Here is a 25,404-nt window from a genome sequence, read left to right as displayed (position 1 = left end):
TGCTCCTTTTTTTTGCTATTTTTATTTATTAATCAATTTTTTAAATTTTAATTGATTATCGACTTATCGCGCCAGAGTCTATCCGCTAAACCTGAGGCGCGCTGGGTAGCTTGCAAGCTAGCACGCTCGAAGACTTGCTGTGTACCTAAACAGCTAAAGTGTTGTTTTGCACGGGTAATAGCAGTGTAAATCAGCTCTTTGGTGAGCAATTGCCACTGAACTAGGCTCGGGCTTGGGGGGAGCACTAGGGCGACTCGATTAAATTCACTGCCTTGGCTTTTATGTACCGTCATGGCGTAACAGGTTTCATGGCTAGGTAGCCTTGCGGGTAGCACTTTAAGCAGTTTGCCATCGGCCTTAATAAAGTGGGCCATCAGGCGGTCAGCTCTCTCTTCATCCTGCAAAATCAAACCAATATCACCGTTAAACAGGCCTAAGTTATAGTCGTTACTTTGGATGATAATGGGGCGCCCGAGGTAAAATTCCTGCAGCGGCTGAATAAGTTTGGCCTGCGCTAACGCCTTCGTCACCGCAAGATTAATCCCTTCGACACCATAATCGCCGGTTCGCATGGCGCACAAAATGCGATATTGATTAAATTTGGCAATCGTCTCCATGGCGCTTGGCGGGCAAAATGGTTCACTCGTGTGTATTGTGGTGGCGTGCGTTGGCTGTAATAGGCGCAAATAGTCACCGTATTGCTCACAGGCTTGTGCAAGTAGCGCTTTAAGTCCGATATTGCTGCTAGGTTCACTGATTTTTGCTTGAGTTTGGCTGTGCTCTACGCTGTGTTCATACCAGGTTAATTCGGCAAGCCCCCTTTGCCAAACGGATAAAATACCTGCGAGATCGGCGCGGTTGACTGCGCTGGCCAGCAAGCCAATCCCGGCATCGCCTTTAAATCGATGGCTGTGGGTTAACATACACAGGCTATCGCCAATTTTAGGCTCACTGTGGATAAAGGGGGTTAAATTAAAGCCCGTGAGCGCGGTTAATTGCTCGGCCTGTGCTTGGCTATAACGCATTTTCCACTCGGTATGTTGAGGCTTCAGTCCGGCGCAAATATCGGCAAGTACGGCGCCTGCCTCAACTGAAGCGAGTTGGTCCTGATCCCCTAGCAATATTAAGCCTGCGTGTTCCGGCAATGCGCTAAGCAGCTTGTACATCATAGGTAAATCGACCATGGAGGCTTCATCCACAATCAAAAGATCGAGCCGTAATGGGTTACCTTGATGATGGCGAAAATGCGCTGAGTTGGGGATGACACCCAGCAGGCGATGTAAGGTTGATGCCTCCTCGGGGATACGACTCAGTGCGGTTAATAACACTTGGTTTTCTTGAGGGTTTTCCTTGCTCGCTTGTTGAAGCTCTTGCTCAAGTCTGGCTTTAGAGGCCTTAATGGATTCGCTTAAACGGGCGGCCGCTTTGCCTGTCGGGGCGACAAGTCTTATCTGCTTTGGTGTACCTAATTGTTGTAACAACAGCAATTTAGTCACCGTGGTGGTTTTACCTGTACCGGGGCCACCGGTTATCACCGCCAGCTTTCTACCGAGCGCAGTAGCGGTGGCGACCTTTTGCCAATCGATGTTTGCTTCAACGGTTTGGGTTGCGCTTGGAAATAAGCAATCCAGTTGCCTGCGTAGCTGTAAAAGTGACTGATTATCCGATGCTAAAGGCTGCGAGGGCGTTAACGAAAGCGCCGTCGCTGATAACCTTGTTAAGGCGCTGGCGACTTGGGTTTCAAAATGATGATAACGCTCAAGATAGAGTCTACCATCTTCAAAAATCAGTGGTTTATTGCTATTTGGTGCACCAATGGCGTCAAAGTGTTGCAGTGCGTCAATCAGTTCAGTAAGGCTTAAACGGATTTGACAGCGGTTTACTGGCTCTGCCATCGGATTGGTTGGCACTATATATTCGAGCACTAGACAAGTATGTTGGGCCGACAGTTGCTGACTCAACAGGGCGCACAGCAGCATAAACAGTGGCTCTTGGGCGTCATTGGGGTGAAGACGGGCCATCTCGAGGGCAAAATGGCGATCAAGTGCAGTGATAAGCCGCTCTTTTTCCCAATATTTGAGCAACTCAGCCAGTGGTGCTTTAAGTCTCAGCGCGCCTGTATTGTACCAATTGGCTGCAAGGGCTGTGGCGTTATTCATGTCGGTGCTATTCATTTCGGTGCTGTGGTTCATACCATCGCTCCCGTATTATGTTGACTCATATGGCTTTCATCTTGGCTGCGGTTAAATAGCGCATCTAAGGCGAGAATGAGTGCCTTAGGTGGCTTATCGTAGTAAACCCCAAAGCCGGGATACTGAACCGACATTCCCCGTAAAAATAAGTAATAACAGCCGCCGATATGGGTATCGTAGTCATAGTTTGGCAGTCGCATCGCTAAATAACGATGCAGGGCGAGGGAGTAGAGAATATATTGCAAATCGTACCTATGATCGCTAATCGCCTGCTTAAGCGCACCATAATGGTAAGCCTGAATCGTGTCGCCTAAATGGTTTGATTTATAGTCGGCGATATAAAACTGACCTTGATATTCAAAGGTTAAGTCGATAAAGCCCTTGAGCATGCCCTGTAATTCATCAAAATGCAGCGCGGTATCGTAACCAAATTGCCCGAGGAGTTGATTAAGCTCTGCATCTCTTAATCGATTTAAAGGCAGGTAAAACTCCATCTCCACTAAGGTGTGTTGCGGCGCGAGCGCGGCTAAACACAGCTCGGGATTGATGAGCTGATTATCCTGCGCCATTAATGCCAGCGGCGCCTGCAATATTTCCATATACCAGTCTTGCAATAAGGGTTGCCACTTGGGGGCGATGCCGTATTGCAACATAGCCTTAGGTAACTCACGCGGTAAATCGATTTCAGCTTGAGTAAAATCAATTAGCTCAAGCACTAAGTGCATAAAACTCCCCGCATTGGCGCCGCGCTCAAAGCTAAAGCGATTGAGCAGCGGTTGCTGCGGCATATCAGCGCTATCTTGCCATGAGGATTCACTTAGGCTATTGGCGGGTTCTGCGCCAAATACCGCGCTAACTTCATCATCGGCGCCCGGGCTGGCTTTGGCGTGGGGTGCATTTTTGACTAAACCTGAATAACTGCCTACTCGCCATGGGGTGCGATACTGACGGGTGACGTTACGGGCATTTAAGGTGTGGGATTGCGTTTCACCCGTGTGTAGCTTGCTATCATCAATGCTGTCAGTAACGCACTCAACGCTGATCGCTTGCGCATTCGACTCTACACCATTAAGCAGCGCCTGCGCCGCACTGTGCAGACGTGCAAAATCACAGTCGGCATCGGTTACTCCTAAAAGATAACCGATAGCGGTTTCATGCAGTTGGCTTTTGAGCCCGGCTTTTAACATCCGGCTATGGTTAGCGATGTACAAATAACACAGGTACACGGGGCGGGTGAGTGCCACATAAAGTAGGCGAAGATCTTCGGCTAAAGTTTCTTGCTTTGCCTGCTCCCAGCCTTCGTCTGTGCCTTCAATATCCCATACCACCTCCTGCGCCCCATCCGCATCAGTTCTGTGATAGAGCATGGGTGTCGGGCGGCGGCGATTATCCCGCGCAAGGCTAACAAAGGGGATAAAACACACTGGGTATTCCAGCCCCTTACTCTTATGGATAGTCACGATTTGCACCAGATTTTGCTCACTCTCAAGGCGAAGCTGCTGCTCATCTGTCCCTGTATTATCAATAAGTTGTTGCTCATACCAATTGAGTAGGGCACTGATGCCATCAATCTCAGTGGCCTTTTGCTGCAACAGCTCGGCTAAGTGGCGAAAATCTGTTAGTCGTCTCTCGCCATTGCTCGCCTCATCGGGCTCTTCGCTATCTTGGTCGGCAGTGGCTGTAAGGCTGGGTGTTTGCAGTAGGCGGGCCACCATATGGGTGGCGTTGGCTAAGCTCAGCAGCGCCGGCATAATGCCGCGCTTTTGCCAGATCTGATGTAGCGCAAAAAACTGCTCGAGCAGCATTTGGCGCTGCTCTTCATCTTGGTTAAAGGCATGAATTTGCTCGGCACTATAGCCAAGTAGCGCGGTGGCGAGAGCGCTGCGCAGGGCGCGCTCATCCTTGGGGCTGGCTAATGCGCGCAGAATGAGCGCCATTTCTCGCGCTTCAACGGTATCAAACACACTATCGCGGCTTAAAAATACCGCGCCAATCTGGCGTTTACTGAGTGCCGTTTTCATGACTGCGGCTTCGTTTCTATCCCGCACTAAAATGGCAATATCTTTGGCAATTAACGGCCCTTTTGGCGTATGGCATTGGCCATTGGCGGCCTCGGTGAGTAAACGGGTGATCTCGGCGGCGGTATCTTCGGCCAAGGTTTGTCTGGCGCTGGCTTTATTCAGCCCCGTTTCGCCCTCGCGTAACAGTTTTAACCGCAGAGCGGCACTATTGGCTGTACTTTCGACTAACTGTTTTGCCGCTGCACTGGCGGGTGTTTTTACCCTGTCAAAGGGAATCGATTGGCTAATAAAAGGATTGGGATGCTGGGCAAATAGATGATTCACTCCCGCTACCAGATTACGACTCGAGCGATAGTTAGTGTCGAGAAAATAGTGCGCCTGGGTTTGCCTGCGCGCCTCGATATAGGTGTAAATATCGGCGCCGCGGAAGGCATAAATCGCCTGTTTAGGGTCACCAATCATCAGCAGGCTTAATTTGCTATCCGTGCGAGCCTTGGGTTCGACAGCCGTCGAATTTTGAGTATCAACCCCCAAACGGGTTTGATAAATCCCCGAGAAAATCGCAAATTGCAAGGGATCGGTATCTTGGAATTCATCGATTAAGGCCACGGGGAAGCGACTTGCCACCGCTTTGGGCAAAGTGTCGGGATTGGCCTGCATCGCTGCGGCTAAGGTGGTCAGCAAATCATCCGGTGTCAGCACATTTTTAAGCTGTTTTTGTTTGGCAAACCGCTCGCTGATCCCTTGTTTAGCACTGAATAAAAATGCGGGTTTAATCGCGTTAATCAGCGTGGCTAATTGCTCCATATGGTCAAGCAGTGGCGCATCGCTCGCGCTTGGGAGTACACCGCCTTTATTGAGCTTAAGTTCTGAGAGTGACAAGGCCTCAAGCACTTTTAGCGGCGGTAAGCCATGACCAAAGGCGATAAAGTTATCCAGTTGGTCGAACATTTCCGCCAGTTTGGGGTAGCTATCGCTCGCCTTACCAAAGCGCTGGCCATTAAGCGGCAGGCTATGAAGTAACGCTAACAGCGCATCGCGGCCACGCGGCCAGGCGAGTTTAAAGCGCTGCACACTCTGGCTTAAGGACTCAGCCAAACGAGCAAAGGGCTGCACGGGTTGAAGTGGTTTAGCCTCACTGGCACCCAACAAGGCCCGAAGCTGCTTGACTAAGCCATCGGGATCGCCAAATTCGCTGGCAATAATCTGGGCTAAATATTCAGGCAGCGGATAGCAGGCTTCACGCCAAAAATCCCGCACCGCATGGTGCAAAAACTCGCTGTCGTCTAAGGTAAAATCTGACTCGAACAGTAAAGAGGATTCGAAGGCGAGATCGGCTAAGATCCGTTGGCAAAAACCGTGAATGGTAAAAATCGCTGCTTCGTCGAGGGATTTGAGCGCCAAGTCGAAGCGTCTTAGGGCGATAGCGCGCTCAGATTCTGGGATCTTATCGTACAGCGCTTGTACAAAGGGATCGTTAATTTCGAGCCCTAAGAAACACTTAAAGGCCACCTGAATGCGGCGGCGAATCCTGTCCCTCAGCTCTTCGGTGGCGGCATTGGTAAAGGTCACTACCAGAATTTGTTCGCAACTCAGTGGTTCGCTTAAGCCATCTCCAAGCAGTAGTCGCAGATACAAGCCCGAAATCGTATAGGTTTTACCTGTGCCCGCACTGGCCTCTATCAATCGGCTACCACCAAATGGCAGGCTGAGCGGATCTAACGGCAGCGCCTGTGATGTAGTAGGAAGTATCATATTGTTTGATAGTTCACTCATTGCTGCGCTCCCTCAGATATTGCGGCTTGTGGTTCTGCATTGAGCACAAACGCCTCAAGTTGGGCGAGGGTGTCTTTATGGTACAAGCTCAGCATGGGTCGATAGATCTCGTCGGCCAGTTTGCCAAAATTTGCTTCGGTAAAATCCTGGGGAAACCGAAATAGCCGCTGGTAATGGGGATCGGTGCCTTCGCCAAGCTCACCTTGTTCGTCCAGCCATTCGCTTTGCGCCGCCTCGAGCCGCACACTGTGTTGACTATCGTGTTTGCCATCAAGTTGATTGGTTTCATCCTCATTGCTCTCTGCACTGGCGTAGGCAAGGGAGGTTTTGGGCATAAAACACAGTGGATGCAACTGTCCCTGATAAAAATGTTGTAACAAGTGAGCCAGTTGAGCATGGGCCTGCTTTGGCGCAATGGGCGAGAGGGCGTGAAAATGCCCCATATCGAGTAGATAGCTAGGTTGTAGATGATCGCTAGGCTGAGTTAGTCCTGCGGCCATTAAACATAAATGGCGCAGATACAGCGCTAAAATATCCCGCCCATGGGCACTGCCGGGGCGATAACTGACCAAGCCTTTTGGACTGATATCATCAATGCGACCTTCGAGGATCACGCGCTTTACCGACACCTTAGTCGTTGCAGCACCGTGAGATAGAGGTAACTCAAAGGCGAGCCGAATATCCGCATGGCGCGTGGATACATCGCCACGCATAAATAAGGTTCTGCCGACAAGCGGCGCGATATCATGGCTATATTGGCGTAGCAGCAGATCATCAAAGGGCTGCATGGGTAAATTACCACTGGCTTTTAAACGTTGTAATAGTTCGCTACTGGGCTGCGCCTGTCCTTGTTCAAGAGCGCCTTGTTCGAGCGCATCATCGAGCAACCTTGCCTGTAACAGATAACGCTCAAGCGCATTGAGGCTAAAGGGCTCATCATTATCATCCGCTTGAATATTCAGGTTTAAATCAATCTTTAATGTGCGGTTAAAGAAATATTGCGCGGGATTGCGAAAGAATCGGATAAAAGCGGAGATATCGACATGGTCTTCTTCGCTTAGTGGCTCAACATCTTGTTGAATATCATTATCCCCAATCGTGTCATCTTCGAGCACGATCAGCGTGTTGGCATCAATAAAACGACGCTGGAGTGATTGCGTGCTGATGTCCGGTGGGCACCATTGCTGGCTGTAACTTTGTTTTATCGCCTGCGCTTGCGGCTCTGTTGACTGATACAGTTTAGGATCAAAAGGTTGTAGCGGCTGGTGGCTTATGATGGTCTCAAGCAATGCCTGTTGGGCGGCTTCATTACCCACAGCTGGCGTTTCTGCTGCAAGCGATTCTGGCACATAACACAGCTGGCAATATTCAATCAGCTCGGAGACTAGCATCGACGGAATGCGCTCCGAGTTATCCCGCTCACTGCGGCCAATATAGCTGATGTAAAGCTGCTCCCGTGCCGAGAGTAGTGCTTCTAAAAACAAGTACCTATCGTCTAATCTGCGGGAACGATCGCCTTTACGCGCACCAAAATGTGCCATCAGATCAAAGCCCACAGGATGTTGCATGCGCGGGTATATGCCATCATTCATGCCGAGCAGGCACACCACTTTAAATGGAATCGAGCGCATCGGCATTAAAGTACAAAAATTTACACTGCCCGCCAGATAACGCTGGCCAACCCGTGACTCGGTTAAGCGTTGATTAAACCATTGTGCGAGTACTTCGATGCTTAAGTTTAAGGCGTTTGAGTGTAAGCCGCTTTGGTCTAAGAAGTTGGGGGTTAAGTCGTATGCCGTTGTATAGCTGTCAGCAGGGCTGGCGGCCAGTAACTCTTGCTCTAAGGTGGCAATGGCGTCGCGGATTTCCTGTAACTGTTCACGCTCATCCTCATCGGGAGCGTAAAAAGCAGTTAACAGTTCAGTCAGTTCAAATAAACGCTGGCAAGGCGCTTGAGGCTGGGCTAATTGCAGCGTGGTTTCATCGAGGACTTCAATAAAGTTCAACAGTTTGCCAAGGGCCTGTGCCGATTGGCCTTCAACCCCAGAAACCACTAAATAGCTTGGCGCCTGTGGGCTTGCTTGATACAAGGGGGCATCGTCCCTTAAGGCATAGCCCAAGATTAACCGTTTGATACCAAAGGCCCAGGAGTTTTGCTCAAAGGCAGGCACACCATGTTTAACACGGCTTTGCTCATCGCGCCCCCAACGTACACCAGCTTCATCTAACCAACGGCGGATCAGTGGTAGCTCGTCTTCTTCGAGTTGAAAACGCCGTAAAATCGCTGGCACTTCTAGAATGCTTAAAATATCGGTCAGTCCGAAGCGACTCTGATTAATATTGAGTAAATTCAAAAAGCTATTAATGAGTGGCGATTCCTGCGCTGCGCCGCGGTCGGCAATGGCGTAGGGGATATATTCGAGCCCCTGTTTGGCGGCAAACACCGCATCGATATAGGGCGCGTAGGCGGCGACATCTGGCATCATTACCACAATATCTTTGGGCGTGAGTTGGTTGTCGCGATCCAGCAGGTCGAGTAAATGATCGTGCAAGGTTTCGACTTCGCGCAGCGGGCTGTGGCAGCTCTTGATTTGAATCGAATGGTCGCTGTTTTTTAACACTCTTCGATTGGCAACGTATTGATATAGCTCGGCATCAGGCCCGAGTACGCGGTTGAGGGTTTGCATTTCTAAGATATCGTATTGCACCCCCGCCAGCATGCTGGCGTTGCTATGCGGATCGTTAGGATCGCCGCAGGGCTCGCAGTACACATCATCGCCAAAATCGCAGTGTTCAGGCGGGAGTTCGAGCAGCATATCGAGTAATTCGCGGCCCATTTTGCCATTGTTGGCAAGCAGCGGATTGCCGACCTCGAGTTTATCTTCCCATTGCTCGGCCAATTGGCGTTTGCCAGCATATTGCAGCGCCATTCGGGCTCGATGCCGAGGATCGATAATATCGCCCCAATAATGTTGGCAGGGGCTGAGGTTAAGGATGATCACATCAATTCGGCCCGCGAGCTGGTGGAGCACGTCTATGGTTTGTGGGGCCATAGACGAAATGCCAAACACAAATAAACGCTCAGGCAATTTGGCAATGGAATGGGTGCTATCAGCCAGCGCGGCAATTAAATCCTGATGTAAATTGGCCCTGTGGTAATGGCTTTGACGCAGCTCATCACGGTTGAAGGCAATCAGCGCCCGCCAAAGAATAGGTTGCCAGCGTTGTTCCTCATTCAATTTGAGTGTATCGAGTGGTTCATTGGCCTCCCATGCTGCAATCCAGTCGGGGCGGTAAACTAAATATTGGTCGAAGATATCGGCGATACGGCCGCAGAGCTGATAAAGCTTAATATTATCGGAGGCGATTGAGTTTGACGCTTCAAGTTGATTATTTGTTGTGCTCGAGCCAGGGCGACTTGACTCCATATGACCTAAATAATGCCGCAGTGGCCCAAAGGATTCCTCCTCAATCAGGCGAGGCAGTAGCTGCATTAATTTCCAAGTCATTGCCGCTTTAGTAAAGGCGTTTTCCTTGGGGACATTGGGGAGTAAATCGTGGCACAGTTGCCAGATAAAACTGGAGGGCAAAGGGAACTCAAGTGCGGCGGCAATACCATTTTGTTTTGCAATTTCAAGGCGTAACCAAGTCGACATCCCAGGGCTTTGCACCAAAATATGCTCGCTTTGCAATAACGCCGTGCTGGGGAGTGGTTGGCGCAAATACGCAGCGAGATGGGCACAGAGCACTTCCATTTGGTTGGATTGGATTAACTTCAGCATATTCGACTCACGATTTGGGATTGCTGTTATGCATAGCCAATTGCTTTTATGCATAGCAAACGGGCTTGGCAATTCTATGTGTTTGATTTATAAGATTCAACAATCTTATCTTTGAGCTGTTTCTGGCGTCTATTTTAACTGTTTACTTGGGCCAAATAGCAGCCAGTTGAGGGCTTTGGCCGCGGCATTAAAGCGCTTTAGCGCCTCTTGATAGTCCTTATCCGCCAGGTTTTGGTATTTCAGTGCGACGTAGCTTTGGGTGAACGTGTCAAACTCACGACAAAACTGAGGGGATTGCTGCTGGTGCGTGTCAATAAGCTGCGCGGCAAAGGCGTTCGGGCCTAAGTGGGCTGGGCGGGCGATGCCAAATTTACTGAGTCGCTGGCAAATGCGTTGGTACTTAGCGCTGATGGGATCTTGTTCCCTTTTAAAGCGAAATAGCCCTACGCTGTAGGCGATATAGATGCCAATAAGCCCAATACACACACTCATAAACATCGCAACTTTGGCCTTAGTGACTTCTCCTAAAATACCGCTTAGCACTTTGTTTTGTCGTTCTTGATTAAAACCGAGCACCCACAAACTCCAGTAATAATCAACGCTAGCAAAGCGTTGCCTCAACTCGTTGAGCCAAGGCATAGATTTAAACCGTAAACTGCTAAAAGGGCTTTCTTGCAGGTAACTTTGCTCAGGGGAAAACTCGGCATCAAAGCCTTGTTCAATCCGATTAGGTGCCACCATGGCGGTCGGATCAAAACGCACCCAGCCTTCATTCTCGAGCCACACCTCGGCCCAGGCGTGGGCCATGTATTGATACACGCTGAGGTAATTGGCCTGTGGGTTGTATTCGCCTCCTTGATAGCCTGTCACCATCCGTGCTGGTATGCCGCTGGCACGCGCCATAAAAATAAAGGCAGAGGCATAATGGGCGCAAAAGCCTGCTTTGTTTTCAAACAGAAAGTCATCGACTTGTTGGCGGCCAATCGGTGGGGGCGTGAGGGTATAGAAGAACGGCTGTTGATTAAAATAGCCCATCATGGCCCAAAGTCGCTTATGGGGTTCTGGATATTTAGCCTTAAATTCAGCGGCGAGTTGGCGCGTTCGGGGATTGCTGTCCGCTGGCAGATTGAGGTTTATTTGTCGCTGTTTGGCACTTAAAGTGAGATCCATTTTCGCCTGTGGCCACGAACTGGCATTGTAGCCCATTCGTTGATCGACATTACGCAGCGCATAGAGCCGATAGTCGGGCAAGTTCACTAGCTTATCATCTTGGCTGTAGGCCACATCAAGGCCAAATAGCCAAGGTTGATGACTGGGTTCGGCAATCACTTGGTAACGGTAAACCCTTGGCTGGCTATTGCTGGTACTGTTTTGTGTTTTTGGCGTTAACGAGGGCAACTGCCGCGCAGGATCTGGCCTTGAGGGCGGAAAGAAAAACGCATCCTTTTGAATTTGTTTGATACCCGCATCTTGGCGCCATGTTAAGCCGTCATAATCTTCCAGCACTAGGGCGCGCCAGTAGAGCTCGGCTTGCGTGGGGCTGGCATCGGTAAAACTCACCCTAAATGCCAAGGCCGATGAGCGAGTGAGTTTACTGATATCGCCCACGGCAAGGGAGTCCGACAGCCCGGTTTGGGCTTCCTTCATATTGGGCACAAGCCAAAGCGGTGCAAAACGGGGCAGTACCAAAAAAAGTAATAACGCTAAGGGCATACTTTGCAGCAATAATTTAGCGCCAATCCATGCCGTGTGTTGCCAGCGATGTTGGCTTTGGTAGAGGGTGACCAGTACGCAGGTATTGATAATCGTGACGCCAATAAGGTGCACGGTATTGAGCATGGATTGGTGGTCAATAAAGGTGAGGGCAATTAGAAAATAGCCGACAATCACGACGGCCCTTACATCCCTAACACTTCGCATCTCAATGTATTTTAATGCATAACCTAAAATGAGCAGGTTGACTAAGGCGTTTAATAGCCCTATTGTGCCCGAGACCAGTGCCAGCGTGATTGCCGCGCCGATAGCAAGGCTTGTGACAAGATAACGGGGGGGTTTAGCGACTTTGCCGACATAGATACCAATGCGCCACAGCAAGCAAATAGCGCAGATCCCAAGTGTCCAAGGGGTGGTTTTATCAAATAACGGGCTGAGCACCGCTAAATTGGTGAGCAATAGCCAAAACAGGGTTTGACGACTGATATTATCCCCAGTTTGAGGTCCATTAGCATGATAAGCACTTAGCTGAGCTGCACTCGCCTTGGATGAATGAAGACGTTGTTGATCTGCACTTTTAGTGGTCATTGCTGTGGTTATTGATTTGAGGCTCATAGGCGATCCTCAACATGTGATGCAGCATGAGTGCTATGCCTGTGGGGAGGAATATGTGGCTTATGACTAAGCTCATGATTAACAAGTATTTTGTCGCTTTTATTTTGCGTTTGTGCATGAGTTCCATAAAGTGCCAGCGCCCTTTGGCAGGCGATTCGGTGCGAGTTACCGAGGGCAGGCGCAAGAATAATATCTTCCCCATTAGGCTGTTGCAGCCAAAGGCCAAAATATTGCTCAAGCTGACTTAAGCGGTTCACCTGCCAGCTTAATTGACTGAGCTGCTGTTCGAGGTGCGTAGGAGTAGGGGCTAATTTTAACCAGACCGGATCACCTTGGGGCTGTTCAAACTCCTTGGTTAACATGCCACGCCCTTGGGCCCATTGCTTCCATGCCACTTGCTTTAATGACTCACCGAGTACATGGGGTTTAAGGCCTTTATATTCATCAATACCAGCAATATATTTGCCAGCCTGCTCAAGCGGTTCGTCCTGTCCGGATTCGGTTGCGGCTTCAAGCTGTAAGGGGCTTTCAAACGGCTGGGCATAGACAATATGGGCGTTATCAAGGTCGATATGCGACCAAGCTCGGCAGAGTCCTAAAGGGTAGGTGGATTCAATTTTCAGCCGTCCAGCGGAGACTATTCCACGCTGTTGATTGGCAAACGATACCAGTGCTTGCTCGTCCGGCGTGCCAACGTGTTTGACTAAATAACCTAAATTATTCGGATAATTTAGGTTGATATGATGACTGCTGTGGTTGGAGTTAAGCAAAATAGGAAAAGTGATCGTCTCGCCCGCATACACCTCCGGCGGCGTGAGTGCCCGTAGTCGCAGTCCGGCCAAGTTTTTGTAACTATAGAGAATGCAGGTATTGAATAAGCTGAGCAGCAAAATACTCAGGCCAATCACCAGATTGTTCTGATAGTTAGTACCAAACAAGTACAGTAGCAATACCAGCCCCAGCCAAACAAACCCAAAGCCACTGGGCAGAATAAAGATACTGCGATGGCTTAGGGTGAATTCAGCACTTGGCGGCATGCGCCTTGCCAACCAACGTTGCAAAAAAGCAGAAAACACGCGTTTCACACTGTCCTCATCTTCTTATTAATATTCACATTTAATGGCGGATGGAGTCGTTACATGATCGGATTCACACCTGCGAGGATCCGCTCCGAGAGCGCTTCTCCCTGTAATTGACTGCTGGTTCTAAGCCGGTGTTCGGCCACGCTGCAAAATACCGCCTGCACATCTTCGGGCACTAAATAGTGTCTACCTTCTAAAAATGCCCAAGCCTTGGCTGCTTGTAACAGGGCTTTGGTTGCCCGTGGCGACAGGCCAATGGCGTCCGTTTGGCTTCGAGAATCATGGATTAAGGCCAAAATATAATTAAGCAGCGCATCTGATGCAGTGACCTTATCGCATTGCTCCTGCAATTGGGTTAACGCCAAAGGGGTTAAACATTGCGGCAGATTATCCAGAGTTTGTGGCGTTTGCACTGTTTTGAGCATCGCAAGCTCGGCATCGTGGCTGGGATAACCAATGGAAATCCGCATCATAAAGCGGTCAAGTTGGGATTCGGGTAGAGGGAAGGTGCCTGATTGTTCAGTCGGGTTTTGCGTAGCAATCACAAAAAATGGATTGGGCAATCTGTGGGTAATACCATCGACAGAAATTTGCTGCTCGGCCATGGCCTCGAGCAAGGCGCTTTGCGTCTTAGGACTGGCGCGGTTAATTTCATCGGCCAGCACCATCTGCTTAAAAATCGGGCCGGGATGAAACACAAATTGCGCTTGGTGTTTATCAAAAATCGATACCCCGAGAATATCGGCGGGCAGCATATCACTGGTAAATTGAATGCGTTGATAACTTAAGCCTAGGCTCTGGGCGAGGGCATGGGACAAGCTGGTTTTGCCCATACCGGGTAAATCCTCAATCAATAGATGCCCACGGGCGAGAATACACGCAAGGGCTAAGCGAATTTGCCATGGCTTGCCCAATAAAACTTGTTCAAGTTGTTGTAATAGTTGGCTTAAACCAGAATGTGCCACGGGAGACTCCTTGTGCATGGATGAGGTCATTCGCTCTACCACTATGGCGGAATATGCCGCGCTTAGCCAGTCGCTTTTACTGTGAAATCAATCGGCTTAGTGTGATTCTTACCGTCCACAGAGAGGTGAGCCAAGGCATTCCATTATCTGCACACTCTATGATTTGAGGCTGAAAAGCGTTAATAGAGTAGATAAAGCGGTGAATGATTTATTAGATTTTTAAGCTCTTTCTGAGCCTGTTTATAGGTAAGCGATTAATAAATCCCACATACCTGTACTGGTCAACCCAAACTGGACACTTTTTACTTGAGAATTTTATAGTCTCATGGCTGTCCCCGCTATTGTACAAATTTAGGTTAAAATTTTAGTTTTTTTAGCTTGAGAAAATAGTAAATCATGCAGCCTGTTCTGGATCTCTCCTTGTTCCCCTAGCGCTGAATCAAATGGTTTATCATAAGCAGTTAAATGAACTACATTCTCTAACTCATCAACATCTAACCATTCGGCATTTTTTAGTGTACTAATAGGCAAGTTTACTAATTCGAAAAAACGCTTTCCAAGCCACATTTCAGCACCTACCGCTTCTATATACCCAGACTGAAACTGCCATCGCCCTGGATTATCGGAGGTATCAATAGTCATTTCAGCTAATGGCGGTGGAAGCCCATTATGCTTTTTAGGCAACTGACTATGGTCAATACCTTCTATCTCAAAACTTTGTATACTTGTCATATTTTGTAGAAAATCGAATCTCGTATTATATATCCTTGCGTGAACAAAATTTTCATGTTCAACAATGTTCTTCAACCACTTGTCTCGCAATGATATTAAACAATCAAGATCGCTAACCACTAATCTAGCAAATGCCCTATCAACTAAATGAAAAAACCTAATAGATGGTCGCATATTTGGCTCATCCAAACCTATTTCTATATCAAATGAAATCTGTTTAGACGCTCTATCCAAATACTCTTTAATCTTATCTCTTTCAATTATTACACCTGTAAAACCATCAGTTAACACATCAAAATTACACTTTGAAATATAATCACTAAAGCAAGTTATATCCCAAATATCACTAGCTCTATAAAAATTTTCGTACGAAAAAATAAACTCTATTGATAACGTCATTATTTACTATATTCCTTAACAACCATTTTTATATCTTGACTTGCAGCATATGCCTGCAAATACTCTGTGGCAGCAAGTCCTCCTGGCTGAACCCTTAAATCAAGAGTTCGATTATGACTTAAAATCACATTATTAACCTTTAGTGGTTATCTTTCTAGTAGCTAAATCGTCTATATGTGCTTTTATATCGGTATGCCATGACACACCATTAGTATTAACCGTCTTCAAACTCACTACCATATCATTAAGATGGAAGTCAATTAATGGGAAGTTTTGTGTTATAACCTTTTTCGCTACTCCAGTATCAGGATCGACTATCAAGTAATCATCAGTATTGCCCCACTGACTATATTCGGTTTAGCTAATTCAGCTTGTATCTGACGTCCTCTGTGCATAGGGTTTACGTTAGGGTCCCATACATCATCCACTTTCAAGTATTGCCCCGTCTCTCTGGGTGAGCCTATTTGCTGCTGTGTTCCATCGGGCTTAATGTAATAGTAACTACTTGATTCTCTTTGAAATATTACATTTCCATCGTGTATTGAATACAGGGCGTTCGCATGAATGTGCATTAATTGACCATTGATGCAAAACCAGCCAAAAGGACGCTCTCCAAGTTAATATCAATTAATATTGCCACCCAATATAAATCACCAACAGCGGCCGAGCGTAGCGAGTAATTTATCCACAGCAACTTGCTATAGGGCTGCGTTCTTTCACGGTTCATCAAACTATCTGCTTTCCAGATAATCTCTTTTCTTTTCATATTCAATAGATTTTAATTTATCTTCAATCTGTTTTTCGACGTAAGACCTATGCTCAAGAAACTTAATGGAAGTAAAAAATGGTAATAAACTCTCAAGAAAGTTCTTTTCACGCTCCAATATAGGGACTAGGCTACCCGACCAAGACCGGGTAGTTAACTCACAATCTAGAGTCTGAAAGTCTTTAAATTTAGTATTAGAATTTATAAATATCCCCAGCAATTCTCGCCTTGATTTTTCGCTTAAATATTGAGCTGCATTGAATATGAAACAAATAAACTTGATGTCGTCTGCATTCTTTGTGATGGAGACCCGAAAAAACGTATCCTTTTTGAGCGATATATCCTCTGATTCAACTTTATCTTTGGTAAATAATTTACTAAATATATTTTCTCTGTATCTATACGAGTACTCATCCTTACACTGAAGGTATTTTGCGTAACCTTCTATTTCTTCTAGGTATCTTTCTCTTTCCCATAAAAAAAACAACTCCGGCATATTGGTATGTAAATCAGGCCATTTTTCATTTTCGTAAATCTGGTCGATTAACCTATATAAGAAATTAAAATTTTCATTTACCAAAATCTTTAACGCATCGCCGGAATAATCCCAGTAACGCTTCAAATTGAATCCAGCGAGATACGCATCAAAAACCAATTCCTTGTCTGGCAAGAACTCATCAAACCATTTCCCAAATATGGTTGATTGCTTGCTAAACAAGTGCTCCAGCGGTCTTGCATAGTTTTTGTCTTCATTAGACTTGAGCACCAACACACTAACAACTTTACTATAAATTTCACAGTCAACATGCTTGTACTTGTCCAAGTAATCTAACCACCCATGCAATTCATTACTTGGAGTGTTTGAAATGTGCTCTACTAATAAAACTGATTCATTTTTAGTAATAGATTCTTCAGGAAATTGTGCAAAATATGCAGATAACCACAATTTCTTATACCGGAATTTTCTGTTACTCAGTAATGACAAAACCTCACTACTTGAAAGAATGTTAAACAAATTACTAACGACAAAATGAGGGTTAATTTCAAAATGGTCATCATATTCAAGGTATTTTGATACCAATTCCGGATAAATTTCAGGTGCGGCTTCAAACAATGCTCGAAGGCACATTTCCAAACCTGTTTTTAGAGAATAATCTCTATCTCTACCAGATAAAACTTGATGTAACATTTTGCATTTTTCAATAAAATCAACAAAATCATTCATTGAAACACCTGAAAAGTGTTCAACTAAACTTTTATGTCGATATTGATTGTACTCTTCGTAGCCCATGTCGAGCATTCGGCGTTCATGCCTGTCTTCAAGAAGTAAATTTGATAATTCAAGAGTTTCATTAAAAAACTCTTCTTTCCAGGCCTTTGGAAAACTCAAACCTAGAGACTCTAAGTGGTTGCAATAATCCTGCATAATCAGACAGTTGGAGATGTTTTTCGTATTAAGGGTTTTAATAAAATGCTTTTCAAGAAACGGCAAGTCAGCCTCAGCCATTTCCTTACCCTCACGTCTTATTCTACCAACGTACTCTCTAAAGCAACCTAGAACAAAAGGTTCAAGCTCAGGGTTCGCTGCAAGGATAGTCATATTAGAGACTATATTTTCCCTCAAAGGAAGTAGTTGTTCGTCAGGAAACAGCCTAAAAGTAATTATACTTATCGTATCACCGCTAGACCATTGGTGTTCCTGGTGCTCAACTTTTAAGAATGAATTTGCGATTAGTATGAAAAGCCTGCCAAATAAGTAGTTTTCCCCTTTGTCCATTAATCCAACTAGGGTATCTATAATATGTGCTTGGATATAATATGCGTATCGCCAATCGCCAATCGCCAATCGTCAAGCTTAAAGTTATAGCACCCTGATAATGCCCGTACAACAAAACCAAGAGAAGTTTTATCTTTGACTAGATATTTAAGCAATAACTCGAAAGACATTTTAAATTCTTGCTCGCCATAATACCTAAAATTAGTTAATAGGCTAATCAGAGATGAATTGCTTGGATCGTCCTTGGATTCTTCAAAGCTCTCACTGCTCCAATCAACGTTAACGCTTGGCATTTTTTCGATGAGGTTTGCAGCAAAAAGTAGAGCCTCAGTTGGAAGAGCAAACCAAAAGGTGCTAAGAAATTCTATTGATTTTTCAACACTTTCACTTTTATAAAGTTCGTCAAATATATCCTTTATTTCATTTCTAATATCAGCAACAACTCTCTTTTGATCAAAAGCACTTATAACAGGATTTAATGAATCAACAATTGTTCTTCTATAGTCAGGATAGAAATCATTAACAATAGACGAAAATGGCACGACCTTTTTATCAAATACAGCAATGTAGAATAGATATGTAGATAAAACTTGATCTGTTATCTTTACAACTTCATCCTCATACAAATCAACTATCTCATTCTTATGCAAGAAATCAACAAGCACCCAAAATTCTTCGGACTGAATGCCAAATGAGTTTTCTACCCATCTCATTTGCTGCTCGTTCAGCTTGTCAATCTTTCTAAAAAATGAAATAGCACAGGTTACAATAATTAACTTATCATCATCAACAACCTGTTTTACATTTTCATTTCCACCAAAATAGTCTTTATATAGAGAAGTAACATTCTGTATAGATTGTATTTGATTTGTTTCTATTACAACCTTTGACGCCATGATAGCCAAACGCGGATTGCCACAAGAAACTTCCTGTATTCTTTTTTGATATTCTCCATTTTTAATGCCATATATACTTTCTGATAACTCTTTAATCTGAGCGTTCGTTAATGGCACCATAACTTGCTCATGAAGTTCAGTGTATTTTTTAACTTTTTCTATAACGGAGGTGCGGGCATAATCCCTAACAGTAGCAATTATACGAAAGGTTCTGCTTTCATCATTCTCGTTAAGATAATGGAGGAGATAATCAAGCCTATTGTCCAACCTATTAGCATCATCCACAAAAATTAGATAATCACCAGGCTCGCTTAAATTGGCTGTTATATCTCTGATTAGATCTGCGCCTTTATCAAAAAGACAAATTACAATAAGACTATTATTCTCACGTTGCAACTTCTTTGCTAAGGTCACAGATAATAGTGTTTTCCCTAGCCCTGCGGCACCAGAGACGAGTAAAAATTTTGCTGTTTCTAGTGTTTTAGTTGCGCTGCTTAGAAGGTCATCACAAAATAATAATTCATTATCAATAGGCGTTGTGAAGTTACTTTTACCATACCGGACGATAAAGTCTTCAACGCTTAGTAATTGACCAGTGTCTAATGGTAAACCTAAGTATGTTTCAGAAAGAACTGGATAGGAGTTTTTAATGCTTAACGAAATGGAGTCGAGGCCGTTAAGAGTTAACATGCCCCCCTGTCATAGCAGAGAGTTCTAAGACTATTAATTTCTTTGGTTGTGAGTTTTCCTAAGTAGCAAATAATAATTCCACTTATTTTGTCTATGGGTATACCTGTTTTAAACTCGTCAAAGCATTTACCTAAGTCATCTTCTAGTTTTTGTGCTAGGCGCTCTTGTTGAATAGTGTATTCGGAAAAAACATATGTCCCATCTTTCTGCATAAACAAACAGTCAGGAGTCCCTTTTACTACCCGATCAGTAGTTTTCATCATCCCGATTGGGTTTATGTTTTCAAACCCTTTTCGGTATAGCCAATCATCACACAGCCGTTGAAATTTACCCCCCTCCATTTCAAGCAACTTGGATTTGATTTGATTTTGACTTCCCATAATCCCTCTGAGTGGAAATTGCTTCTACATATTAGTTGGCTGGATCCGATTGATCTTATCCAGTAATAATGGACACTTTGTATCATTACTAAAGTTTGGTCAATCTTGGTACCTCAACATTAGCCTAAAGTCACACTGCTGAAGCGGAATGGGGCAATATCTTTTAGCCTAATGAACAGTTCAATGGTCGTTAAGATTGGCATTGTTGCAACAGTGACCGTTGGCGGCATGGATGCCGCCGTCGAGCCTATAGGGACATATTCACGGCGTGTCATTGGGGAAACAATGACAATTCATCCTGCACACCTGACGACAAACTTATCTCGTTTTGGGGCAATACCTTTTTAGCTGAAAGAACAGCGAAAGGGTTAGTGAAGATTGGCATTGTTGCACCAGTGACCTTCTAAAACATGGATGTTTTAGTAGAGCCCTCAGGGATGAGTTTATGGCGAGTCACTGGCGAAACAATGACAATAAATGAGCACAACTGACGACAAATTTGTATTGCTTTGGGGCAAAAGCTTTTAGCCAGATGAACAGTTCAATGGTCATTAAAATTGCCATTGTTGCAACAGTAACCGTTGGCGGCATGGCCGCTCTTTCACATCTGACCCATAGGGATATGGGAAATGCCACTATGATGTCGGGAACATCATAGGCCATGTGAACGCGGTATTTACACTTCAATGTGTTGAAGATGCCGCCGTCGAGCCGTCAGGGATGATTCCTGTGAAATAAAATGGCGGCGTGCCACAGGGGAAACAATGACAATCAATATCTGCACTATGTGACTATAAAATTCGAAGAACACTTAACATTATTAATGGCGGCAAACCAATATGCACTCTGCCATTTTTGTATAACACCTTATCCTTCCCTAACAAATTAACTTTTCGCTTTGCTCTGGGCGGATAAACCAAGGTTTAAATAAAAATCCCTGTACGAGATCGACATTCAGTTCGCGGGCTAGCTGGAGCTGGGCTTCGGTTTCTATGCCTTCGAGGATGCATTGTTTGCCAGTGCGTTTTCCAAATTCAATCAATGCACTGAGTAGTGCGATACCGTGAGGTTCGGCAACTAAATTTAGCCAGTGACGATCAAACTTCAGATAATCCACATTCATCATTAAATCGACCGACAGCATGGAGTGGGGCGCGCCGATATCATCAAGTGCCACGTTAATATTGGCTGCTTTAAATTGATGAAACAGTTGATTGGCAAGCTCTGCGTCATTAATGCAGGTATTTTCAATAATCTCTACTGTTAGTTGCGGGTGACTGGAGAGTAGGTCGAGTAACTTTTGGGTATGCACGCCGTTTGCTGCATGGGGATCGACATTCACAAATAAGCTTTGTTCAGCTGGAGCGTGTTTAAGCTGAAAGGCTTTGGCCTGAAATTCGATCGAAGCAAGTGCATCGCTGTTTTCGTGTAACTGCTCAAATACCAGATTAGGAGCGATGGCTTGACCTTGCTCAAGGTAGAAACGGGCGAGTGCTTCATAACCATGAATGTGTTTAGTGTGAGGGCAAACGAAGGGTTGGTATTCGCAACTTAAGGATAAACCGCTGAGCTTGAGCATGTAGCAACGCATGGATAATGACTAATTGCTAATTATTCGCATTTAATAGTGCTAAGTGCAAATAAGTTTGCCTGAGTGATGTGCGTTTGCTGATTTTATATACATAGCTTAACGGTATGAATTTGAAACGGTATTATGTTTGTTAATGTAATAAAGGTGGCCTTTGCCACCTTTATTACATTTAGTCTTGTCCTTAGTAATGGAACTTCAGCTCAGCCTCGTTAAATAAAGGCTGTGGCTGTTGTTTTTGCGCTTCGTAAATCAAGCGATAACTTAACACGGCTTGTACATATTCACGGGTTTCGGTGAAGGGAATAGACTCGATAAAACTCATCGCATCGAGTTGACCATTTGATTCAGCTAACCAGCGGCGAACCCTTGATGGGCCTGCGTTATAAGCGGCTGTGGCTAATACGCGGTTTTGATTGAATTCCTTCAATAATTGGGCGTAATAGGCGCTGCCTAAGTTTAAGTTAAGTTCGGCACTGTAGAGATCCTTTGGATCGTTGTACTTAGCACCGTGTTTCTTCGCAGTCGCCTTAGCGGTAGCGGGCATGATCTGCATTAAACCGCGGGCACCAACGCCAGACGTTGCATAGAGGAAAAACGCACTTTCGCGTCGGCTAATGGCGCGGATTTCATCGATATTAACCTTGTGCTTTTTGCTCGCATGTTCAAAGCCCGATTGATGCGCCATTGGGAAGCGTAGGGGGATGTCGTCCCAAAGTTTGCCTTGAATACTGGCTTCGACGCCAAAGTCATACCAGCCTTGATCATGGGCATAACGACCATAGCGGGCGCGCATGTCATTATTGCTGCGTTTAAGCAGGGCAACCCATTCATAACGGGCGTCGAAGTAACGATCGAACGCCATCAGTTCCTGTACGCGCACAAAACCCAAATCATCTTCCATTTTCGGACTGGTAGCATCAACGACAGGCTCTGGGCTTTGATTTAAAGACACGGGTTTATTGAGTAATTGCGAGGCGGCAAAACCGTAAAAACCACGCTCATTGCTAACGGCAGCAAGGGCTTTGGTCGCGCTTTCTGGGGCGTGTTTGGCATTGGTGCGATACAGCCAATATTGCCAGCGTTCTTTGGCTTGAGCTTCAGGTGATAATAAATCTAAGTAGCGAGCAATATGGGTGCTGTCCTGCTCGCGAATCGCCCAACGTAAACGACGTTCGAACATATCGTCGCTTTTCATCTCTGGCAGCAGATTATCGGCCCAGTCTTTAAAATTATCATCCTGCTCAATCAATACGCGGCGCACCAGATACTTTTGCAGCTGTAGATCTTGCGCGGGACTAAAACGTTTGGCTTTGTGATATCGAGTATATAAATCTATTGCTTGGTCGAGATCCTTACGGGCAAGGCGCTTTAAGCCCGCTGCAACGATATCGCCTACAATCGGATTTTTATCCTTAAATTTTTCGGTGTGACGCAGGCTATTGGGATCTTTAAATACGGCGACTAAGCGTTTGGCTTCGGCGCTATGGACAGTGATTTTTTGCGATAGAAAGCTCAAAAGACTGGTTTGGCCCTCATCGAAGCTCAGTAACATCCGCGCCCAAATCACCTCTTGAGTGCGCTTGCCCGCTTTGGTCCAGGAATTGAACAGAGGGTCACATTCTTTCGGACGGGAATCACCATAGACCCATAGCGACTGCGCGGCGGTATAGGCGGTTTGAATTTCGCCTTTGGCAAGTTTGGCCTCATAAAAGTAACATTGCAGCCTGACATCGGTTGGTGCGTTTTGAGCCAGTGTCAGAAAGTCGTTCCAGCGTTTTTGGCTACCGGCATTGAGTAAATATTTTGAACGCAGTCTCTGATACATGGGTGTTGTTTGATATTTATCTATCAAAAACTTAGCGTCATTACCGCGTAAATCATTGAGCCGACCTATATCGATATCATGGTCTAAATAGATTGCCAGCGGATATTCACCTAACTTTGCGCGCAGGGGCTTATAGGTTGCATAGTCTTGTTTCTTCAAGGCTTTTTCAGCTTCAAGAAAGGTCTTTTGAGTCGACGTTAAAGCAAAAGCCGCAGAGGCATTAAATGCACCTGCGATAATAATTGCGCTGGATAACACCATCTTTGTGAATGGTTTGCACATGCAGAACTTGCCTCCGGGCATCAAGGTTACAATCGATTTTTCCCTATCGATTCAGGTTTATAAGATAATGATTTAGGCGTTTTGCTGCGTTTGGGTGTTGAGTTGTTCGAGTGCGGTGGCATCCTCAGTTTTTGTTACCCTGGTTTGGTATTCAGTTGTTTTAGCTGAGTTATCGTTTTCGATCTCGCTAGTTTCATCAACATCGCTGTCGTCTAAGGCTTCATTTAGCGCCTTCTCAAGTAACATCTTATCGAGTTGTTTGCTGGTATCAACACCCAGTTGCTGCATTAAATGCGCTTGACGCACTAAATTACCTTTACCCGAGGACAATTTATTCATCGCACTGTGATAGGTTTTCTCAGCGTTATCCAATGCGCGGCCAAGTTTTTCCATATCCTCGAGATAGCCACAGAGTTTGTCATAGATCCGGCCCGCTTGTTTAGCAATGGTTTGCGCGTGCTGATTTTGGTATTCGTAACGCCAAATATTATTGATGGTGCGCAGGGCTACCAAGAGGTTGGTTGGGCTGACCAGCATGATATTTTGCTCAAGGGCAAAGTTGACCAAACTGGGGTCATGCTCCAATGCCAGCAGAAAGGCTGGCTCAATGGGGATAAACATCAACACATAATCTAAGCTTTTAAGCCCATGTAAACGCTGATAATCCTTTTGGCTCAAGCCTTTAATATGGTTGCGAATGGATAGTACATGTTCATTGATGGCCTGCTCGCGAACGAGGGGGTCTTCACTGTTAAAATAACGCTCGTAGCTGATAAGTGACATCTTAGCATCGATCACCACGTCTTTATTTTCAGGCAAATGCACGATAACGTCAGGCTTAAAGCGCTTACCGCTGTCATCTTTAAGGTCTTGCTGGGTGTGGTATTCGTGACCTTCGCGTAGGCCACTTTCCTGTAACACTCTATCTAAAATGACTTCTCCCCAGTTGCCTTGCTGCTTATTATCGCCTTTTAGGGCTTTTGTCAGATTGATGGCATCTTGGCTCATTTTTAAGTTGAGCTCACGCAGGTGCTCTAATTGATGCTTGAGGGCGCTACGCTCGGATTGCTCATGGTTGTAGGATTCGCGGATTTGTTGCCTAAAACCTTCTAACTGTTGCTTTAACGGCCCGAGTACGCCTTCTAATTGATTAGCATTTTGATGTTTAAAGTTCTCGCTGCGTTCTTCAAAAATACGATTGGCAAGATTTTCAAATTGGGTTTGCAGACGCACTTCGGCACTTTCTAAGGTGGCAATTTTTTCCCGCAGTGATTCTTGCTGGGCGTCGGCCTTAGCTTGAATGGTTTGTTGTAGGGCATTGGATTTAGACAACGCCAGTTGTAATTCGAGCTGACGGCGGTGGCTATCGCTTAATTGCTGCTCTAAACTCGGCACGCGCTCGGCTAAGGCTTCAGCTTTGCCTAGATGTTCGATTTTTTGCTCTAAGCGCTGCTGGCACAGGCGAAGTTGGCTATCTTTGTCATCCACTAAAATTTGTTGCTGCGCGAGGGAGAGTTCTGCATCTTCGTTAACTTGCCGCATTTCTTGCTCTAACTCGTCCTTTAACTGTTGCCAGCGTGAACGGGTAAGACGTTGATTGAGTAGGGCACCGATTAACAGTCCTAAAAAGGCCACGGCGATAAGGCCGATGATCTGAGCGAGGGAAAATGATTGTGAAAATGGCATCGTACTAGCACTCCTTTTGCGATGGCGCTTAGGGTCGCATGCCCCTAGAAAGGCTTCAAGTGCTTTGGCAAACAATCTGTTGGGGAATCGCTTGAATGAACAAGTCTTAGTCGGTGAGATTGATAAAGTGTCGCGATGAAATTTTTTTGCGGTTTTCTGTGTCTATATTCCTACAGCTTACCAACACAGGTTCAATGACCTGTGTGATACTGGCGAACGCTTTCGTTAGCAAAA

13 protein-coding genes are annotated in these 25,404 nt (G+C 45.7%); all 13 read right to left on the bottom strand.

Translation table 11 applies throughout. The features are described from left to right. Window positions 1-47: 47 nt before the first annotated feature. A complete protein-coding gene (gene recD / locus H9J30_RS06190; protein WP_240130228.1) occupies window positions 48-2,192 on the bottom strand; it encodes an exodeoxyribonuclease V subunit alpha in 2,145 nt (714 codons plus the stop codon). Then, window positions 2,189-5,989, bottom strand: coding sequence for an exodeoxyribonuclease V subunit beta (gene recB / locus H9J30_RS06185; protein ID WP_240130227.1), 3,801 nt, complete (start codon window positions 5,987-5,989; stop codon window positions 2,189-2,191). Before recB ends, recD begins: the two co-directional genes overlap by 4 nt. Further along, the gene (recC, locus tag H9J30_RS06180) at window positions 5,986-9,771 is read right to left on the bottom strand and encodes an exodeoxyribonuclease V subunit gamma (protein WP_240130226.1); all 3,786 of its coding nucleotides are present in this window, start codon (window positions 9,769-9,771) and stop codon (window positions 5,986-5,988) included. The genes recB and recC overlap by 4 nt, the downstream gene beginning before the upstream one ends. Window positions 9,772-9,900: 129 nt before the next feature. After that, window positions 9,901-12,072, bottom strand: a complete 2,172-nt coding sequence (locus tag H9J30_RS06175) for a transglutaminase TgpA family protein (RefSeq protein WP_240130345.1) — start codon at window positions 12,070-12,072, stop codon at window positions 9,901-9,903. 23 nt (window positions 12,073-12,095) lie between these two features. Further along, window positions 12,096-13,184, bottom strand: a complete 1,089-nt coding sequence (locus H9J30_RS06170) for a DUF58 domain-containing protein (RefSeq protein ID WP_240130225.1) — start codon at window positions 13,182-13,184, stop codon at window positions 12,096-12,098. 50 nt (window positions 13,185-13,234) lie between these two features. Continuing rightward, window positions 13,235-14,146, bottom strand: a complete 912-nt coding sequence (locus H9J30_RS06165; RefSeq protein ID WP_240130224.1) for an AAA family ATPase — start codon at window positions 14,144-14,146, stop codon at window positions 13,235-13,237. Window positions 14,147-14,497: 351 nt separating this feature from the next. Next, window positions 14,498-15,277 (bottom strand): cupredoxin domain-containing protein, encoded by a 780-nt coding sequence (locus H9J30_RS06160; protein ID WP_240130223.1) that lies wholly within the window; start codon window positions 15,275-15,277, stop codon window positions 14,498-14,500. 731 nt (window positions 15,278-16,008) lie between these two features. Further along, the gene (locus H9J30_RS06155; RefSeq protein ID WP_240130222.1) at window positions 16,009-17,889 is read right to left on the bottom strand and encodes a hypothetical protein; all 1,881 of its coding nucleotides are present in this window, start codon (window positions 17,887-17,889) and stop codon (window positions 16,009-16,011) included. Then, window positions 17,838-19,406 carry an ATP-binding protein gene (locus H9J30_RS06150; RefSeq protein ID WP_240130221.1) on the bottom strand — a complete coding sequence of 523 codons (1,569 nt, stop codon included), beginning with the start codon at window positions 19,404-19,406 and terminating at the stop codon, window positions 17,838-17,840. Before H9J30_RS06150 ends, H9J30_RS06155 begins: the two co-directional genes overlap by 52 nt. Beyond that, on the bottom strand, window positions 19,400-19,786 hold the full coding sequence (locus H9J30_RS06145) for a hypothetical protein (RefSeq protein WP_240130220.1): 387 nt from the start codon (window positions 19,784-19,786) through the stop codon (window positions 19,400-19,402). The genes H9J30_RS06150 and H9J30_RS06145 overlap by 7 nt, the downstream gene beginning before the upstream one ends. An 877-nt stretch (window positions 19,787-20,663) precedes the next feature. Beyond that, a complete protein-coding gene (locus H9J30_RS06140; RefSeq protein ID WP_240130344.1) occupies window positions 20,664-21,365 on the bottom strand; it encodes an EAL domain-containing protein in 702 nt (233 codons plus the stop codon). A 193-nt stretch (window positions 21,366-21,558) separates the two neighbouring features. Beyond that, window positions 21,559-23,484 (bottom strand): transglycosylase SLT domain-containing protein, encoded by a 1,926-nt coding sequence (locus H9J30_RS06135; protein WP_240130219.1) that lies wholly within the window; start codon window positions 23,482-23,484, stop codon window positions 21,559-21,561. 72 nt (window positions 23,485-23,556) lie between these two features. After that, window positions 23,557-25,170, bottom strand: coding sequence for a DNA recombination protein RmuC (gene rmuC, locus H9J30_RS06130; protein ID WP_240130218.1), 1,614 nt, complete (start codon window positions 25,168-25,170; stop codon window positions 23,557-23,559). Between the last annotated feature and the right edge of the window lie 234 nt (window positions 25,171-25,404).

Origin of the sequence: Shewanella cutis (assembly GCF_022410515.1) — a bacterium.
Classification (GTDB): Bacteria; Pseudomonadota; Gammaproteobacteria; order Enterobacterales; family Shewanellaceae; genus Shewanella; species Shewanella cutis.
Note: the sequence above shows the minus strand (reverse complement) of the source record. Positions and strands in the feature narration are given on the sequence as shown.

Coding starts and splice junctions, on each gene's coding strand:
- rmuC (WP_240130218.1), bottom strand. CDS start 25,170: ATGCCATTTTCACAATCATTTTCCCTCGCTCAGATCATCGGCCTTATC.
- H9J30_RS06160 (WP_240130223.1), bottom strand. CDS start 15,277: ATGACGTTATCAATAGAGTTTATTTTTTCGTACGAAAATTTTTATAGA.
- recC (WP_240130226.1), bottom strand. CDS start 9,771: ATGCTGAAGTTAATCCAATCCAACCAAATGGAAGTGCTCTGTGCCCAT.
- H9J30_RS06145 (WP_240130220.1), bottom strand. CDS start 19,786: ATGGGAAGTCAAAATCAAATCAAATCCAAGTTGCTTGAAATGGAGGGG.
- H9J30_RS06150 (WP_240130221.1), bottom strand. CDS start 19,406: ATGTTAACTCTTAACGGCCTCGACTCCATTTCGTTAAGCATTAAAAAC.
- H9J30_RS06140 (WP_240130344.1), bottom strand. CDS start 21,365: ATGCTCAAGCTCAGCGGTTTATCCTTAAGTTGCGAATACCAACCCTTC.
- H9J30_RS06175 (WP_240130345.1), bottom strand. CDS start 12,072: ATGACCACTAAAAGTGCAGATCAACAACGTCTTCATTCATCCAAGGCG.
- recB (WP_240130227.1), bottom strand. CDS start 5,989: ATGAGTGAACTATCAAACAATATGATACTTCCTACTACATCACAGGCG.
- recD (WP_240130228.1), bottom strand. CDS start 2,192: ATGAACCACAGCACCGAAATGAATAGCACCGACATGAATAACGCCACA.
- H9J30_RS06135 (WP_240130219.1), bottom strand. CDS start 23,484: ATGTGCAAACCATTCACAAAGATGGTGTTATCCAGCGCAATTATTATC.